At 43.9% G+C, this 14571-nt stretch carries 16 protein-coding genes and 11 pseudogenes; all 27 read right to left on the bottom strand.

Going from position 1 to position 14571, the window contains the following annotated elements; genetic code table 11:
- Window positions 1-15: 15 nt before the first annotated feature.
- The 27 genes and pseudogenes from JCM19055_RS18500 to rpsQ all read right to left on the bottom strand — a co-directional run bounded on the left by JCM19055_RS18500 (window position 16) and on the right by rpsQ (window position 14553).
- Window positions 16-784 (bottom strand): annotated as a pseudogene (locus JCM19055_RS18500) (SDR family NAD(P)-dependent oxidoreductase).
- 143 nt (window positions 785-927) lie between these two features.
- Entirely contained in the window at window positions 928-1677 is a 750-nt protein-coding gene (gene truA / locus JCM19055_RS18495; protein ID WP_042360802.1) for a tRNA pseudouridine(38-40) synthase TruA, read from the bottom strand.
- A 7-nt stretch (window positions 1678-1684) separates the two neighbouring features.
- Window positions 1685-2490 (bottom strand): annotated as a pseudogene (locus tag JCM19055_RS18490) (energy-coupling factor transporter transmembrane protein EcfT).
- Window position 2491: 1 nt separating this feature from the next.
- Window positions 2492-3359, bottom strand: a pseudogene (locus JCM19055_RS18485) (energy-coupling factor transporter ATPase).
- Window positions 3335-4144, bottom strand: a complete 810-nt coding sequence (locus tag JCM19055_RS18480) for an energy-coupling factor transporter ATPase (protein ID WP_052366520.1) — start codon at window positions 4142-4144, stop codon at window positions 3335-3337. Before JCM19055_RS18480 ends, JCM19055_RS18485 begins: the two are co-directional and overlap by 25 nt.
- Window positions 4145-4296: 152 nt before the next feature.
- Complete coding sequence (gene rplQ, locus JCM19055_RS18475; RefSeq protein WP_042360801.1) at window positions 4297-4662, bottom strand: 50S ribosomal protein L17; 366 nt, start codon at window positions 4660-4662, stop codon at window positions 4297-4299.
- Window positions 4663-4756: 94 nt separating this feature from the next.
- Window positions 4757-5702: pseudogene (locus JCM19055_RS18470) on the bottom strand (DNA-directed RNA polymerase subunit alpha).
- A gap of 158 nt (window positions 5703-5860) precedes the next feature.
- Window positions 5861-6253 (bottom strand): 30S ribosomal protein S11, encoded by a 393-nt coding sequence (rpsK, locus tag JCM19055_RS18465; protein ID WP_042360800.1) that lies wholly within the window; start codon window positions 6251-6253, stop codon window positions 5861-5863.
- Window positions 6254-6274: 21 nt separating this feature from the next.
- Window positions 6275-6640 carry a 30S ribosomal protein S13 gene (rpsM, locus tag JCM19055_RS18460; protein WP_042360799.1) on the bottom strand — a complete coding sequence of 122 codons (366 nt, stop codon included), beginning with the start codon at window positions 6638-6640 and terminating at the stop codon, window positions 6275-6277.
- Between the two features lie 21 nt (window positions 6641-6661).
- Window positions 6662-6775 (bottom strand): 50S ribosomal protein L36, encoded by a 114-nt coding sequence (gene rpmJ / locus JCM19055_RS25825; protein WP_081831858.1) that lies wholly within the window; start codon window positions 6773-6775, stop codon window positions 6662-6664.
- A 62-nt stretch (window positions 6776-6837) separates the two neighbouring features.
- Window positions 6838-7056 (bottom strand): translation initiation factor IF-1, encoded by a 219-nt coding sequence (infA, locus tag JCM19055_RS18455; protein WP_042360798.1) that lies wholly within the window; start codon window positions 7054-7056, stop codon window positions 6838-6840.
- Between the two features lie 3 nt (window positions 7057-7059).
- On the bottom strand, window positions 7060-7362 hold the full coding sequence (locus JCM19055_RS18450) for a KOW domain-containing RNA-binding protein (RefSeq protein ID WP_081831857.1): 303 nt from the start codon (window positions 7360-7362) through the stop codon (window positions 7060-7062).
- Window positions 7363-7376: 14 nt separating this feature from the next.
- On the bottom strand, window positions 7377-8123 hold the full coding sequence (gene map, locus JCM19055_RS18445) for a type I methionyl aminopeptidase (protein WP_042360796.1): 747 nt from the start codon (window positions 8121-8123) through the stop codon (window positions 7377-7379).
- On the bottom strand, window positions 8120-8773 hold the full coding sequence (locus JCM19055_RS18440; protein ID WP_042360795.1) for an adenylate kinase: 654 nt from the start codon (window positions 8771-8773) through the stop codon (window positions 8120-8122). Before JCM19055_RS18440 ends, map begins: the two co-directional genes overlap by 4 nt.
- A gap of 32 nt (window positions 8774-8805) precedes the next feature.
- A pseudogene (locus JCM19055_RS30305) lies at window positions 8806-9411 on the bottom strand (preprotein translocase subunit SecY).
- Window positions 9354-9974, bottom strand: a complete 621-nt coding sequence (locus tag JCM19055_RS30300) for a preprotein translocase subunit SecY (RefSeq protein ID WP_265182336.1) — start codon at window positions 9972-9974, stop codon at window positions 9354-9356. The pseudogene JCM19055_RS30305 and the gene JCM19055_RS30300 overlap by 58 nt, the downstream one beginning before the upstream one ends.
- 124 nt (window positions 9975-10098) lie before the next feature.
- Window positions 10099-10540 (bottom strand): annotated as a pseudogene (gene rplO, locus JCM19055_RS18430) (50S ribosomal protein L15).
- Between the two features lie 32 nt (window positions 10541-10572).
- A complete protein-coding gene (rpmD, locus tag JCM19055_RS18425) occupies window positions 10573-10761 on the bottom strand; it encodes a 50S ribosomal protein L30 (protein ID WP_042360793.1) in 189 nt (62 codons plus the stop codon).
- Between the two features lie 13 nt (window positions 10762-10774).
- Window positions 10775-11269 (bottom strand): 30S ribosomal protein S5, encoded by a 495-nt coding sequence (gene rpsE / locus JCM19055_RS18420; RefSeq protein ID WP_042360792.1) that lies wholly within the window; start codon window positions 11267-11269, stop codon window positions 10775-10777.
- A 21-nt stretch (window positions 11270-11290) separates the two neighbouring features.
- A pseudogene (gene rplR, locus JCM19055_RS18415) lies at window positions 11291-11651 on the bottom strand (50S ribosomal protein L18).
- Between the two features lie 78 nt (window positions 11652-11729).
- A complete protein-coding gene (rplF, locus tag JCM19055_RS18410; RefSeq protein WP_042360791.1) occupies window positions 11730-12266 on the bottom strand; it encodes a 50S ribosomal protein L6 in 537 nt (178 codons plus the stop codon).
- A 31-nt stretch (window positions 12267-12297) separates the two neighbouring features.
- A complete protein-coding gene (gene rpsH / locus JCM19055_RS18405; RefSeq protein WP_042360790.1) occupies window positions 12298-12696 on the bottom strand; it encodes a 30S ribosomal protein S8 in 399 nt (132 codons plus the stop codon).
- Window positions 12697-12727: 31 nt separating this feature from the next.
- Window positions 12728-12900 (bottom strand): annotated as a pseudogene (locus JCM19055_RS18400) (type Z 30S ribosomal protein S14).
- 55 nt (window positions 12901-12955) lie between these two features.
- Complete coding sequence (gene rplE / locus JCM19055_RS18395; RefSeq protein WP_042360788.1) at window positions 12956-13495, bottom strand: 50S ribosomal protein L5; 540 nt, start codon at window positions 13493-13495, stop codon at window positions 12956-12958.
- 26 nt (window positions 13496-13521) lie between these two features.
- Window positions 13522-13847, bottom strand: a pseudogene (gene rplX / locus JCM19055_RS18390) (50S ribosomal protein L24).
- 39 nt (window positions 13848-13886) lie between these two features.
- Window positions 13887-14256 (bottom strand): annotated as a pseudogene (rplN, locus tag JCM19055_RS18385) (50S ribosomal protein L14).
- 32 nt (window positions 14257-14288) lie between these two features.
- Window positions 14289-14553: pseudogene (rpsQ, locus tag JCM19055_RS18380) on the bottom strand (30S ribosomal protein S17).
- Window positions 14554-14571: the final 18 nt, after the last annotated feature.

Genomic DNA, 14571 nt, shown 5'->3' with positions numbered 1-14571 from the left:
AATTAGATTATAATCTTACGTAAGTAACCAACCACCATCAACGAGTAAATCGCTACCTGTCATATAAGAAGCTTCACTTGAAGCGGCAAAAGCAATGACATTCGCAATTTCATCAGCCGTTCCGACTCGTGAAAGGGCAGTGTTCTTCTCAATTGCTTTAACAAAGCGATCATTCGTTAACCCTGCACTCGTAAGGTCTGTACGAGCAAAACCTGGAGATACACTGTTTACTCGAATTTGATAAGGAGCGAGTTCATAAGCAAGTGCTCTTGAGAAATTCATGACCGCAGCTTTCGCAGCACTATAGTGTGGAATGTGCGCACCCGCTTTATGCCCAGACAAAGACGCCACATTGACGATCGCACGATCTTTCTGATCATCATTGTTCTTCATAAGTTGTCCGATGCTCTTCGATACGAGGAACACACTCTTTAAGTTTACATCTTGGGATTTCACCCAATCGTCTTCACTCATTTCAAAGATGTTCGTCTTGTTTGATGATCCACCTGCATTGTTAACGAGCACATCAACTGAACCATATCGCTCTTGCAAAACGGACGTTAACGCTCAATGTCTTCTGACTTCGTGACATCTGCTCGATGCACTACTGCACGACCCTCACCTACTTCTTCGCGAATGGCGTTGGCCACGTTCTCAAGCTTAGACTCTGTACGTCCAACTAGTACGACCGTCCCCCCGTCTCTCGCAATAATCTTAGCTAATGCTCCCCAATTCCACTTCCTGCTCCCGTTATGACTGCAACTTTATGATTAAATCGTGACACACGGACTCTCTCCCTTCCTTGTGAGCGCTTACAATTTTATATTTATATAAGACTAAATATTCTAATATCTAAATTATATACTACAGTTCTCTACTCCACAACAGAATCAACAAAAAAACAGACTGTTCGACAGCCTGTTTTTGCTATACATCTTTATAGTAAACATCCCATAAATAAAGACCGTGACCTGGTGCTGTCTTTCCAGCAAACCTTCGATCCCGTGCATTACGAATCGTAACCATCTCACCTGCATCTTTTTCACCCGTACCAACGGCTAACACAGTTCCGGTTATAATCCGCACCATGTTATACAAAAACCCGTTGCCCCGAAAAACGAACACAAGCTGATCGTCTGCATTGCGCTCAACCCTCGCCTCAAAGAGGGTACGAACTTTGTCGACGACATTCGTATTGCTCGCGCAAAAAGAAGAGAAATCAAACGTCCCAACTAAATGATCCAATGCTGATTGCATCGCTCTTTCATCAAGCTGTTTGTAAACGTGGTGAGCATAGTGTCGCGAAAATACATCCCGCTCTTGACCACATCGCACAAAATAACGATATTCCTTTGCGGCCGCATCAAAGCGCGCGTGAAAACCCGCAGATACCGGGACAGACTCGATGATTTGAATATCATCTGGTAAGTGGGCTCCCAATGCTTTTGACCAGCGATCAGCCGGTATTTGTAACGGAGAATCAAAGTGAATGATTTGTCCTTTAGCGTGCACACCGGCATCTGTTCGTCCCGATGCCGTGACGTTCACCTGCTGACCTTGATGAATACGTGCCAATGCTTGATTGATTTCCCGTTGAACCGTTCGCTTTTCAGGTTGCACCTGCCATCCAGAGAATTCGGTGCCGTCATAAGCGATTTTCACTTTCCATCTTTGCATCTTTTTCTCACCTCTTACACGTAACGGAGCATACCAAGGTACACCCGAATAACACAATCAAAACAATGGCAACTGTATCTTTTCCTTGCCATTTGAGAACACGCAGCTTCGTGCGCCCCTCGCCACCTCGATACCCCCGAGCATCCATCGCTGTCGCCATGTCTTCTGCACGTTTGAATGAACGGACAAACAGTGGAATGATAAACGCTGTCATCGTATTTAACCGCGTTTTTAAAGAACCTTTCGTAAAATCTGCTCCTCGAGCAGATTGCGCTTTAAGGATCCGATCCGCTTCTAACAATAACGTCGGAATCAGTCTTATGCTAATCGCCATCATCAATGCGATTTCGTGCGAAGGTACTCCAAACCGTTTGAATGGTCTCAAGTAAGCTTCAAAACATCGGTCAAATCGATGGGAGACGTCGTTAATGTTAACAGTGATGCAATGACGACGAGTGCTCCTATACGAATCGCAATAAACAAACCTTGGATGACTCCCCCGCTATAGACAGAAAACCCAAGTACCGTAAAGAGAACTTCTCCTTCATTCGTAAATAACGCATGCAAAATGAATGTAAAAGCAATCAATATGAAAATGGGGAGCATGCCTTTTATGAAGAATCGAAGAGGTACTTTGGATAACAAGACGAGCAAACTCACAAATGTAACGAGAATCGCATTTGTCATCACATCATTGGCTAAAAAGACAACAACGGCCATGAGTAGGACCGCTAAAATCTTTGAGCGAGCATCCAACCGATGAATCGGGGACTCAACAGGAACATATTGACCAATTACGATATTTTGGAGCACACTAATGTCCCCCTTTTTCTGGCCAATTTGTCATCAACTGCTCAGCGAGTTGTTCTGACGATTGGTTTGTAACATCTATCGACCAGTTGGAACGCCGAAGCGCCATCCCAATTCGAACAGCAGGTGGTACTGCTAAGTTCATAGCCGTAAGCGATTCAACTTCTCGGAACACATCGATTGGTTTTCCTTGTAACTTTACGCTGCCTTCATTCATGACAATGACGTCATCCGCATAATTCGCTGCATCTTCCATGTCATGGGTAACGAGTACCGTCGTTAATCCGTGTTCCTCATGCCAACTTCTAAACAATTGTAATAACGCTCGGTGACCCGAAGGATCAAGCCCAGCAGCTGGCTCATCTAATATTAATACCTCAGGTTCTGTTGCGAGCACACCTGCAATGGCTACCCGTCTCATTTGCCCACCACTTAATTGAAATGGAGACTCGTGAAGATAATCTTCGTGTAATCCGACCAAGTTTAAGAGCTCCGGAAGTCGCCTTTTTACCCGCTCTACCGACATCCCATGTTGAATGGGACCGAAGAGAATATCCTCTTCAACCGTTGAACCGAACAATTGGTGTTCTGGGTATTGAAATACCATTCCGACTTTTTTTTCGTAGTGGCTTAATTACTTTTCGCTTTACTCCTGGTTGCAAGACCGTAGAGCCTACGGTAACTTGTCCGCTCGTTGGGACAAGAAGACCATTGATATGTTGCATTAACGTCGACTTTCCAGATCCTGTGCTACCAACGACCGCAGTAAAGGAGCCTGAAGAAATGGAGACGTCAACGCCATTAAGTGCTCTCTTCTCAAACGGAGAGCCAAGCATATATGTATACGTTACATCCTCGAATTTGATGTGCACAGTGACTTCACCCACTCGTCTTCATCTAACAAATAGTTCGTTTGAAAGCCGTTCTCTACAAGATGTTTTTGAACTTGTAAGAAGTAAGGCAAATGAAAATCACGTTCAACGAGAAATTCTGGCTTTTGAAAGAACTCCTCTGCCTTAGAATCATTGATAATTTTCCCATGTTCCATGAAGACGACCCGGTCCGATTTGAGTGCTTCTTCAAGCTCATGAGTAATCATTAAAATCGTGATACCTCGTTCATGCAACTGCTTCATCGTTGCCATCACTTCTTTACGTCCTTTAGGATCAAGCATCGCAGTTGCTTCATCAAAGATCATAATATCCGGTTGTAAAGCAAGCACACCTGCAATAGCGGCTCGTTGCTTTTGTCCACCTGATAAACGATGAGGTTCCGCGGAAAGCAGTTCATCGACACCTACACGCTCACTAGCTGAGGCAATACGCTTAAGCATTTCATCACGATCAACTCCAGCATTCTCTAAGCCAAAAGCAATGTCATCTCGAACAGTCGCTGCAACAAATTGATGATCCGGATTTTGAAAAACCATACCGGCTTTCTGACGAATATTCCATATTTCACCTTCATCGTCTGTTGATTTACCTGCTACAGTAACCGCCCCTGAGGTAGGAGTTAAGAGTGCGTTGATCAACCTAGCTAGCGTTGATTTTCCCGAACCATTCGTACCTAAAATTGATACCCATTCTCCTTGTTTAATTGTAATGGAGAGATCTTGAATAATCCAATCTTGCTCGTCTGTATATTTGAAAAAAAACATTCTTACACTCAATTGTAGACAAACACTAATCCCCCCTTTTGTAATCAATAAAGAAAGTGTATCGATAAAAACGGTGCGAAGCAATCATGAACCCAAAGTAAATAAAAAAAAGGCAGTGACGAAGTGGTCCCCGTCCTGCCCCAAAACGAATGTTATACGAGTTCGATGACTGCCATCGGTGCACCGTCACCTTTACGTGGTTCCATCTTAACAATACGAGTGTAACCACCTTGACGATCTTCGTAGCGTGGACCAATTTCGCTGAACAATTTCTGAACTGCGTTTTGGCTATCACTTTCTTCGCTAACGTTCTCATTACGAATGAATGATGCCGCTTGACGACGAGCATGAAGATCTCCGCGTTTACCAAGTGTAATGACTTTCTCTACAATCGGGCGTAAAGCTTTCGCCTTCGATTCAGTCGTAACAATCTTTTCGTTGATAAGCAAATCGGTTGCAAGATCGCGGAAAAGAGCTTTACGAGCAGAGCTGTCACGTCCTAGTTTTGCGTATGCCATAATCGTTTCCCTCCTTCAACTGAGCCTATATCTTCTGTTTAGAAAGAGTTAAGCATTGCCCAATACTTTTACTCATTCTAAACAACGTGGATCCTTAATCTTCGTTACGTAAACCGAGACTAAGTTCACCAAGCTTTTCTTGTACTTCTTCTAGAGACTTACGTCCAAGGTTACGCACTTTCATCATGTCTTCTTCAGACTTCTGAGTGAGCTCTTGAACCGTATTGATGCCAGCACGCTTCAAACAGTTGTATGAGCGAACAGACAAATCGAGTTCTTCGATTGTCATTTCTAGCACTTTCTCTTTTTGGTCTTCCTCTTTTTCCACCATAATCTCCGCATTCTGTGCTTGATCGGTCAAGCCAATGAAGATGTTAAGATGCTCGTTCATAATCTTCGCACCTAGAGAAACGGCTTCTTCAGGACGGATGCTACCATCTGTCCAAACATCAAGTGTCAATTTATCGTAGTTGGTAATTTGACCAACACGAGTGTTTTCAACTTGATAGTTTACACGAGATACCGGTGTAAAAATCGAATCAATCGGAAGGACTCCGATTGGTAAATCTTCATGATTGTTTCCTTCAGCAGGAACATAGCCGCGTCCGCGTTTTGCTGTCATACGCATATGCAACTGTGCACCCTTTGTTAAAGTAGCAATGTGAAGATCCGAATTTAAGATATCTACGTCGCTGTCATGGTTGATGTCACGTGCAGTGACGACACCTTCTCCATTTGCGTCAATTTCAAGCACTTTTTCTTCATCCGAATGAATGTTCAGAGCTAGTTTTTTTCAAGTTCAAAATGATTGTTGTGACATCTTCAACAACGCCCTCAATCGTTGAGAACTCGTGAAGAACACTGTCAATTTGAACATTGGTAATCGCAGACCCTGGGAGGGAGGATAATAGGATTCGACGTAAGGAGTTCCCTAATGTCGTACCATAGCCACGTTCCAAAGGCTCCACAACGAATTTGCCGTATTTAGCATCCTCGCTGACTTCGATCGTTTCAATGCTTGGCTTTTCGATTTCAATCATATTATTTCCTCCTTAAAAACGTCGGAATCCGAAAAGGCGTGCATCGCACGTCTCTTCGCTTTTTCCTGAAAAGGCAGTGATTAACACTGTACACCATGCTTGTGGTTCCCACATCTAACCATTATAGTCACATTCCGGTTATTTAAACCTCTATGGTGTTAAACTCTCCGACGTTTCGGGGGACGACAACCGTTATGAGGTACCGGCGTCATATCACGGATGACATTAACTTCAAGTCCAGTTGCTTGTAAAGAACGAATTGCTGCTTCACGTCCAGCTCCAGGTCCTTTAACGGCAACCTCAACACTCTTCATACCGTGCTCCATCGCTGATTTCGCAGCGCTTTCTGCAGCCATTTGTGCAGCAAAAGGTGTTGACTTACGAGAACCTTTGAAACCAAGGTTACCCGCGCTTGCCCAAGAAAGTACATTTCCTTGAAGATCCGCGATCGTTACAATCGTGTTGTTAAATGTTGAACGAATGTGCGCAACTCCAGCATCTACTTGCTTACGTTGACGACGTTTGCGAGATGTTGTCTTAGGTTTAGCCATTTTAGTTTACCTCCTTATCCATTACTTCTTCTTGTTTGCGATCGTCTTACGAGGACCCTTAACCGTACGTGAGTTGTTCTTCGTTCGTTGTCCACGAGCAGGAAGACCACGACGGTGGCGGATTCCACGATAAGATCCGATCTCAATTAAACGCTTGACGTTAAGTGACTTTTCACGACGAAGGTCACCTTCTACGTTGTAGTTACCTACGACAGTACGAATACGTCCAAGCTCTTCATCAGTAAGATCACGTACACGTGTCTCAGTAGAAACTTCTGCTTCTTCAAGTACTTTTTCAGCAGTAACTTTACCGATACCGTATACATAAGTGAGTGAAATCACAACGCGTTTATCGCGAGGGATATCGACACCAGCTATACGTGCCAAATTCAAGCACCTCCTTGATATTTATCCTTGTTTTTGTTTGTGCTTCGGATTTGAACAGATCACCATAACCGAACCGTTACGGCGGATGACCTTACAGCGTTCACAGATCGGTTTGACGGACGGTCTGACTTTCATCCTGTTTCCCTCCTTCATGATCGGCATCCTTTGGGAGGCCCACGTCTGCTAAACTGTGACGTTTATTTATAACGATACGTAATTCGCCCACGTGATAAGTCATACGGAGATAACTCCACAGTGACTTTATCTCCAGGCAAGATACGAATAAAGTGCATTCGAATTTTACCAGATACGTGCGCGAGGATCTTGTGTCCATTTTCTAACTCGACACGAAACATCGCGTTTGGTAGCGGCTCAATGACTGTGCCTTCTACTTCGATAACATCATCTTTGGCCATGGATTACTCTCCTTCCTTTATTATAACAGGTTTCTCCCTGCAATACTGAATCAACCCGTGACGGATTTTGGCATTGGTCACTGAATCTGTCTGCTCGAGGCTTTTCTTAACCTCAGAAGAGATATACCCCATCTTCCGTAAATGGCGTACGTTCTTCTTCTTTGCAGTCTGAAACCTACGACCATCACCATCTGCGACACGAACAAAGTGAACATCGAGAATCGACACGACAATGTAATGATTGCCAGCATCTTTTCCTTTCAAGGCGCAAACAACCTCACCGAGATGATAAGCTGTTTCGTCCATCATGAACTCCTTTGTTAGGCTAGAGTCAATATCTCATAGCCTGTATCTGTAATAGCAATGGTGTGCTCAAAGTGTGCGCAATTCGCACCATCTGAAGTGACCACGGTCCATTGATCGTCGAGGGTATGAACATAACGTTCTTGCATGTTAATCATCGGTTCTACTGCCAACACCATACCAGGCTTAAGACGAGGTCCTTTACCTGGTGGTCCGTAGTGTGGAATTTGCGGCTCTTCATGCAAGTTTTGCCCAACACCGTGTCCCACATACTCTCTGACTACCGAGAACCCATGCTTTTCGACGTATCTTTGAATTGCATGAGAGATATTGGAGAGCCTTTCCTTGGGTTTTGCTTCTGCAAGACCCTCGTACAAGGCATCCCGGGTGACATCCAAAAGTTTTTGGTCTCGCTCATTGATCGTACCTACTGGGTACGTCCAAGCAGAGTCACCATGATACCCTTGGTATTTCGCACCAATGTCGATGGAGATAATGTCTCCATCTTTCAAAACACGCTTTCCCGGAATCCCGTGAACGAGTTCTTCATTGACAGAAGTGCATATACTCCCAGTAAACCCATGATACCCTTTAAATGATGGTTCTGCATCACGTGAACGAATGTAAGAATCGGCAATTCTATCCAACTCGGCAGTGGTAATTCCAGGTTGGATATGCTCTTTCAGTACAGCATGTGTTTCAGCAACGATTTGACCAGCAATTCTCATGATGCCAATCTCACGTTCAGTCTTCGTTATAATCATGCACGAAGACCTTTCAAGAGCTTATCGATTTGTTCATAGACAACATGAATGTCTTGATCGCCATCGATGTCCTTAAGGTAGCCCTTATTCGTGTAGAAATCTTTCAATGGTTGTTGCTGTTCAATGTTCACATCAAGACGTTTTTCAACCGTTTCCGGTTTGTCGTCTTCACGTTGAATCAATTCACTGCCGTCCACATCACAAACGCCATCGACTTTCGGTGGGTTGTAGATCACGTGATACGTTCTCCCTGAAGTAGGTGAAACACGACGACCCGCAAGACGCTCAACGAGCTTTTCTTTAGGGACATCAATGTTTAGAACGTAGTCGAGCGACCGGCCAAGGTCAGAAAGAATGTCTTCAAGCGCTTGTGCCTGTACTGGCGTACGTGGAAAGCCGTCAAGAAGAAATCCATCTTTGCAATCGTCTTGAGAAAGACGTTCTTTTACAATACCGATCGTCACATCATCGGGAACCAATTCCCCAGCATCCATAAAACCTTTTGCCTTCACTCCAAGTTCAGTTTGCTCTTTAATAGCAGCGCGGAACATATCACCAGTTGAAATATGAGGAATGTCATATTCACTCTTAATTCGATCGGCTTGTGTTCCTTTTCCTGCACCTGGAAGACCCATTAAAATTAAATCCATACTACCTCTCCTATCCGCTTGTCACTCTATACTTATTTAATGAAGCCTTTATAACTTCGTTTAATAAGCTGACCTTCAATTTGCTTCATCGTATCAAGGGCAACGCCCACGACAATGAGAAGCCCTGTTCCTCCAATTTGAATCTGCTGTGGTAAACCGAGCTGATTCGTAAAGAAGATCGGTATAATCGAAACTGTGGCCAAAAATAGAGCGCCGACGAAAGTGAGACGGTACAAGATTCGACGAATCGTAAGTTCCGTAGCTTTACCAGGCCGTACTCCAGGAATATAGCCACCTTGCTTTTTCAAGTTCTCGGCCATCGTTTCAGGATTCACTTGTACAAACGTATAGAAATACGTGAATGCAATAATGAGTCCTACATAAAAGATGAGCCAATTGGGTTATTATAGTTGAAGTTTTCAACGACCCATTGTGCAGCACCATTGCTGTCTGCAAAAAAAGCCAGCAACAGTAGGCGGGAAAATAAACAAAGCCATCGCGAAGATGACCGGTATTACCCCGGCAGAGTTAACTTTTAAAGGTAAGTGGGTAGACTGAGCTCCAGCAGTATTGCCTTGCCCTACAACCCGTTTAGCATACTGAATCGGTACTTTTCGAATCGCCTGTTGTACGAACACAACACCAACGATAATGAGTAAAACGCTAGCGCCAATAGAAGAATCGTGACGATCCCCATAAACATCTGATCGCCTTGATCTTGAATCTGCGTTGCGTATATCATGTTCACGCCATTTGGTATCCCCGCAGCAATACCTGAGAAAATAAGAATCGAGATTCCGTTTCCAACGCCTTGTGCAGTGATTTGCTCACCAAGCCACATCAAGAACGTTGTACCAGCCGTCATAATCAACGCAATCATTAAGTACGTTGTAATACTAGGATCTGGTATTAATCCAGGAAACTGTGTGTTGAAACCAATAGACATGGCCAATGCTTGGACAAAGGCTAACACAACGGTAAAATATCGTGTAAACTGCGCAAGCTTCCTACGCCCTGCTTCACCTTGCTTCGACCACTCTGTGAATTTCGGAACGACGTCCATCCTAAGAAGTTGAACGACGATCGACGCAGTGATGTATGGAAATACACCCATCGCGAAGATCGAAAAGTTCCCGAGCGCCCCGCCCCCGAACGTATCGAGGAAGCCAAAAGCACTTGCTTCGTCCTGAAACGATAACACATCACTATCTGCCCTGGTACAGGAATAAAAGTTCCCATACGATAGACGACAAGCATCAACAAGGTGAAAAGAATCTTACGGCGCAGATCAGCGACTCGAAATATATTGGCGAGCGCCTTAAACATTAGACCACCTCTGTTGTACCGCCGGCTCCTTCAATCACCTTAGTTGCAGATGCAGAGAACTTGTTGGCCTTTACGGTAAGTTTTTTTATCTAGACTACCGTTACCAAGAACTTTGATCCCATCGTTAGCTTTCTTTACGATTCCTTCTTCAATAAGAAGTTCCGGAGTTACTTCCGTACCTTCAGCAAATTGATTCAGGCTTTCTACATTAACAATGCTGTAAGTTTTACGAGTAGGGTTTGTGAATCCACGTTTAGGCAAACGCTTGTAAATCGGATTCTGACCACCTTCAAAACCACGTCTTACGTTACCGCCAGAACGAGATTTTTGACCGTGCTCACCACGACCCGCTTTGTTTCCACGTTTAGCACTGTATCCGCGACCAACGCGAATGCCAGATTTACGTGAACCCTCAGCTGGTTTTAACTCATGTAGTTTCATCCATGCGCACCTCCTGTCTTATCACCTGTGATTTATTGGTTGATCTCTTTAACGCTCAAAAGGTGGGATACTTTGTTAACCATCCCTCTGATCGCTGGATTGTCTTCTTGAACGACAGTATGATTGACTTTACGAAGTCCAAGCGTCTTTACCGTTACACGTTGGTCTTCAGGACGTCCGATCAAACTACGCTTGAGGGTGATTTCTAGCTTATTTGCCATGTCATTTCCCTCCTTATCCTAGCAATTCTTCGACGCTTTTACCTCGAAGCTTCGCTACATTTTCTGCTGTTTTAAGAGAAGTTAAACCTTCTAACGTCGCACGAACCATGTTAATCGGGTTGTTAGAACCGTGTGATTTAGAAAGAATATCTCCAACTCCACCTAGCTCGAGTACTGCACGTACAGGACCCCCTGCAATGATTCCAGTACCTTCGCTCGCTGGCTTAAGAAGTACTTTACCTGCGCCAAAACGTCCGATTAATTCGTGAGGAATTGTTGTTCCAACACGTGGCACGCTTACTAAGTTTTTCTTTGCGTCTTCAATCGCTTTACGGATCGCTTCTGGTACTTCGAGAGCTTTACCCATACCAAAGCCTACGTGTCCATTACGGTCTCCGACAACAACGACAGCTGCAAAGCGAAAACGACGACCACCTTTAACAACCTTCGCAACACGATTGATCGCTACTACTTTTTCTTCAAGATCCAGTTTGTTCGGATCGATCATAAATTTTCCCTCCTTCGACCTTTAGAATTTCAGACCTGCTTCACGTGCTGCATCTGCAAGAGCAGCTACACGTCCGTGGTATACATAACCGCCGCGGTCAAAAATGACGTTTTCGTATCCTTTTTCAATGGCACGCTTTCCTACAAGTGTTCCGACTTCTGTAGCAGCTGTAACGTTTCCACCGTGGTCAACGTTCACATCTTTATCAAGCGTAGAAGCAGCAACAATTGTTTCGCCCTTCACATCGTCGATCAATTGAGCGTAGATGTGGTTTGAAGAACGAAATACGTTTAAACGAGGACGCTCAGTCGTACCTTTGATCTTCAAGCGGATGCTTTTTTTGACGACGTTGACGTGCAACGTTTTTTGATGTTTTCGCCATGAGAATGTATCCTCCTTTCGTGCCGTTCGATCCATGAGTACGAGTCTTTCCAAAAGAAAGATCAAGTACCATTTACATTTACTTACCAGTTTTACCTTCTTTACGACGCACTTGTTCGCCAGTGTAACGAATTCCTTTACCTTTGTAAGGCTCAGGCTTACGTACTGAACGAATGTCAGAAGCGATCGCTCCAACTTTTTGCTTATCGATTCCACGAACGATTACTTTGTTGTTCGCTGGAACTTCGATTTCAATACCTTCGATTGCATCGAATTCAACTGGGTGAGAGTAACCAACGTTAAGAACGAGTTTGCTACCTGACTTTGAAGCACGGTAACCAACACCGACAAGTTCTAATGACTTTTCGAAACCTTGAGTTACACCTTCAACCATGTTACCGATCAAGCTACGCGTAGTACCGTGAAGTGAACGGTGTTCTTTATGATCAGAAGGACGGCTTGTTGTAAGCACATCATCTTCGATTTTAATTGCGATAGCTGGGTTAAATGTGTATGACAATTCGCCTTTAGGACCTTTAACGTTCACATGACTTCCGTCTAAAGTGATTGTTACATCTTTAGGAATTTCTAAAGGACTTACACCGATACGTGACATTCTGTCGCACCTCCATTCATGTCTAGCTTTTTTACCAAACGTAAGCGAGTACTTCGCCTCCGACTTTCTTTTGACGAGCTTCTTTGTCAGTCATAACACCGTTAGATGTTGAAATAACTGCAATACCAAGTCCGTTTAATACACGTGGAACTTCATCTGCTTTCGCATAAACACGAAGTCCTGGCTTACTAATACGCTTCAAGCCTGTGATTACACGTTCGTTTTGCTCTCCGTACTTCAAGAAAATGCGAAGAACTCCTTGCTTTTTATCATCAACGAATTCTACGTCGCGTACGAAACCTTCACGTTTAAGAATCTCCGCTACCTCACGTTTAACGTTAGAAGCAGGAAGTTCCAATTTATCGTGGCGCACCGTGTTCGCATTGCGAATTCTTGTTAACATATCTGCAACCGGATCTGTCATTACCATAATGTTGGACCTCCTTCCTTATCTAAGGATCTTACCAGCTGGCTTTTTTTTCACACCAGGAATCTGGCCTTTATATGCAAGCTCTCGGAAACAAATCCGGCAAAGCTTAAATTTACGAATAACCGAATGTGGTCTTCCACAACGTTCACAACGAGTATATTCACGAACTTTATACTTCTGAGTGCGTTGTTGTTTTGCGACCATTGATTTTTTTCGCCAAGAGTATTTCCCTCCTTCGACTTTTGTGACGCTATCCTCGTTACTTTTGGAAAGGCATGCCGACTTCTTTAAGAAGTGCGTGCGATTCTTCGTCTGTCTTAGCAGTTGTAACGATAACGATATCCATACCACGTACTTTATCTACTTTGTCGTACTCAATCTCAGGGAAAATTAATTGTTCTTTAACGCCAAGTGTGTAGTTTCCACGTCCGTCAAACGCTTTGTTTGAGACACCGCGGAAGTCACGTACTCGTGGTAAAGAAACGTGAACCAATTTCTCGAGGAAGTCATACATACGCTCACCGCGTAGTGTAACTTTCGTTCCGATTGGGTTTCCTTCACGAAGTTTGAAACCAGCGATTGATTTCTTAGCTTTAGTAATAACTGGCTTTTGACCAGCGATTTGAGCAAGCTCTTCAACCGCGCTATCAAGTGATTTCGGGTTGTTTACAGCTTCACCGACACCCATGTTGATGACGATTTTCTCGATCTTAGGCACAGCCATGACCGACGAATAGTTAAACTGCTCGTGTAAACGAGGCACGATTTCTTGTTTATAACGATTTCTTAAAGCGTTCATGATCAAAGACCTCCTTTCAGCAGGTGTTACTTATCGATGACTTCACCTGATTTTTTCGCAACGCGTACTTTCTTTCCGTCTTCTACTTTGTATCCAACGCGAGTTGTTCGCCGCTTTTCGGATCGATAAGCATAACGTTTGAAACGTGAATTGCTGCTTCCTCGTTAAGAATTCCACCTTGTGGGTTTTCTTGTGTAGGTTTCGCATGCTTTTTCACAACGTTGACACCTTCAACGATCACCCGCTCTTTAGCTGGAAGAGACTTAAGGATTACGCCTTCTTTGCCTTTATCTTTACCAGAGATAACTTTAACCTTATCTCCTGCTTTTACGTTCAATTTCGGCTGCGCCATTCATTCGCACCTCCTTGGTTCTAAGTGGCGATATATTATTTAAAGTACTTCTGGTGCTAGAGATACGATCTTCATATATTGCTTATCGCGAAGTTCACGAGCAACTGGTCCGAAAATACGTGTACCTCTTGGTCCTTTGTCGTCACGGATAATAACTGCTGCGTTCTCATCAAATTTGATGTAAGAACCGTCGTTACGGCGTACTCCACTACGTGAACGTACGATTACCGCGCGAACAACCTCACCTTTTTTTAACAACGCCACCTGGTGTTGCATTTTTGACGGTACACACAATTGTATCACCGATGTTTGCAGTCTTGCGTCCAGTACCACCGAGTACTTTAATGCAAAGAACTTCACGAGCACCAGAGTTGTCAGCAACTTTGAGTCTTGATTCTTGTTGGATCATTACGTTTGCCTCCCTTCAATCAAAGAAGTGTGTTAAATGATTACAGACTCTTCAACGATCTTAATGAGGCGGAAGTACTTATCTTTTGAAAGATGACGCGTCTCCATGATACGGACGATATCGCCGACTTTCGCTTCATTGTTCTCGTCATGAGCTTTGTATTTTTTTAGAGTAACGTACACGCTTGCCGTATAATTTGTCACGTTTGTACGTTTCAACAACGACAGTGATTGTTTTATCCATTTTGTCTGAAACAACGCGTCCAGTTAACTCTTTACGGTTATTACGTTCAGTCATTACGTTTGCCCCTCCTTT

This window comes from Geomicrobium sp. JCM 19055 (assembly GCF_000698185.1).
GTDB classification, from domain to species: domain Bacteria; phylum Bacillota; class Bacilli; order Bacillales; family Marinococcaceae; genus Geomicrobium_A; species Geomicrobium_A sediminis.
Note: the sequence above shows the minus strand (reverse complement) of the source record. Positions and strands in the feature narration are given on the sequence as shown.

Bases quoted from the DNA above. Each gene is read 5' to 3' on its own strand.
- truA (WP_042360802.1), bottom strand. From the start codon at position 1,677: ATGCAAAGATGGAAAGTGAAAATCGCTTATGACGGCACCGAATTCTCT.
- JCM19055_RS18480 (WP_052366520.1), bottom strand. From the start codon at position 4,144: ATGTTTTTTTTCAAATATACAGACGAGCAAGATTGGATTATTCAAGAT.
- rplQ (WP_042360801.1), bottom strand. From the start codon at position 4,662: ATGGCATACGCAAAACTAGGACGTGACAGCTCTGCTCGTAAAGCTCTT.
- rpsK (WP_042360800.1), bottom strand. From the start codon at position 6,253: ATGGCTAAACCTAAGACAACATCTCGCAAACGTCGTCAACGTAAGCAA.
- rpmJ (WP_081831858.1), bottom strand. From the start codon at position 6,775: ATGAAAGTCAGACCGTCCGTCAAACCGATCTGTGAACGCTGTAAGGTC.
- infA (WP_042360798.1), bottom strand. From the start codon at position 7,056: ATGGCCAAAGATGATGTTATCGAAGTAGAAGGCACAGTCATTGAGCCG.
- JCM19055_RS18450 (WP_081831857.1), bottom strand. From the start codon at position 7,362: ATGGACGAAACAGCTTATCATCTCGGTGAGGTTGTTTGCGCCTTGAAA.
- map (WP_042360796.1), bottom strand. From the start codon at position 8,123: ATGATTATAACGAAGACTGAACGTGAGATTGGCATCATGAGAATTGCT.
- JCM19055_RS18440 (WP_042360795.1), bottom strand. From the start codon at position 8,773: ATGGATTTAATTTTAATGGGTCTTCCAGGTGCAGGAAAAGGAACACAA.
- rpmD (WP_042360793.1), bottom strand. From the start codon at position 10,761: ATGGCAAATAAGCTAGAAATCACCCTCAAGCGTAGTTTGATCGGACGT.
- rpsE (WP_042360792.1), bottom strand. From the start codon at position 11,269: ATGATCGATCCGAACAAACTGGATCTTGAAGAAAAAGTAGTAGCGATC.
- rplF (WP_042360791.1), bottom strand. From the start codon at position 12,266: ATGTCACGTATCGGTGTAAGTCCTTTAGAAATTCCTAAAGATGTAACA.
- rpsH (WP_042360790.1), bottom strand. From the start codon at position 12,696: ATGGTAATGACAGATCCGGTTGCAGATATGTTAACAAGAATTCGCAAT.
- rplE (WP_042360788.1), bottom strand. From the start codon at position 13,495: ATGAACGCTTTAAGAAATCGTTATAAACAAGAAATCGTGCCTCGTTTA.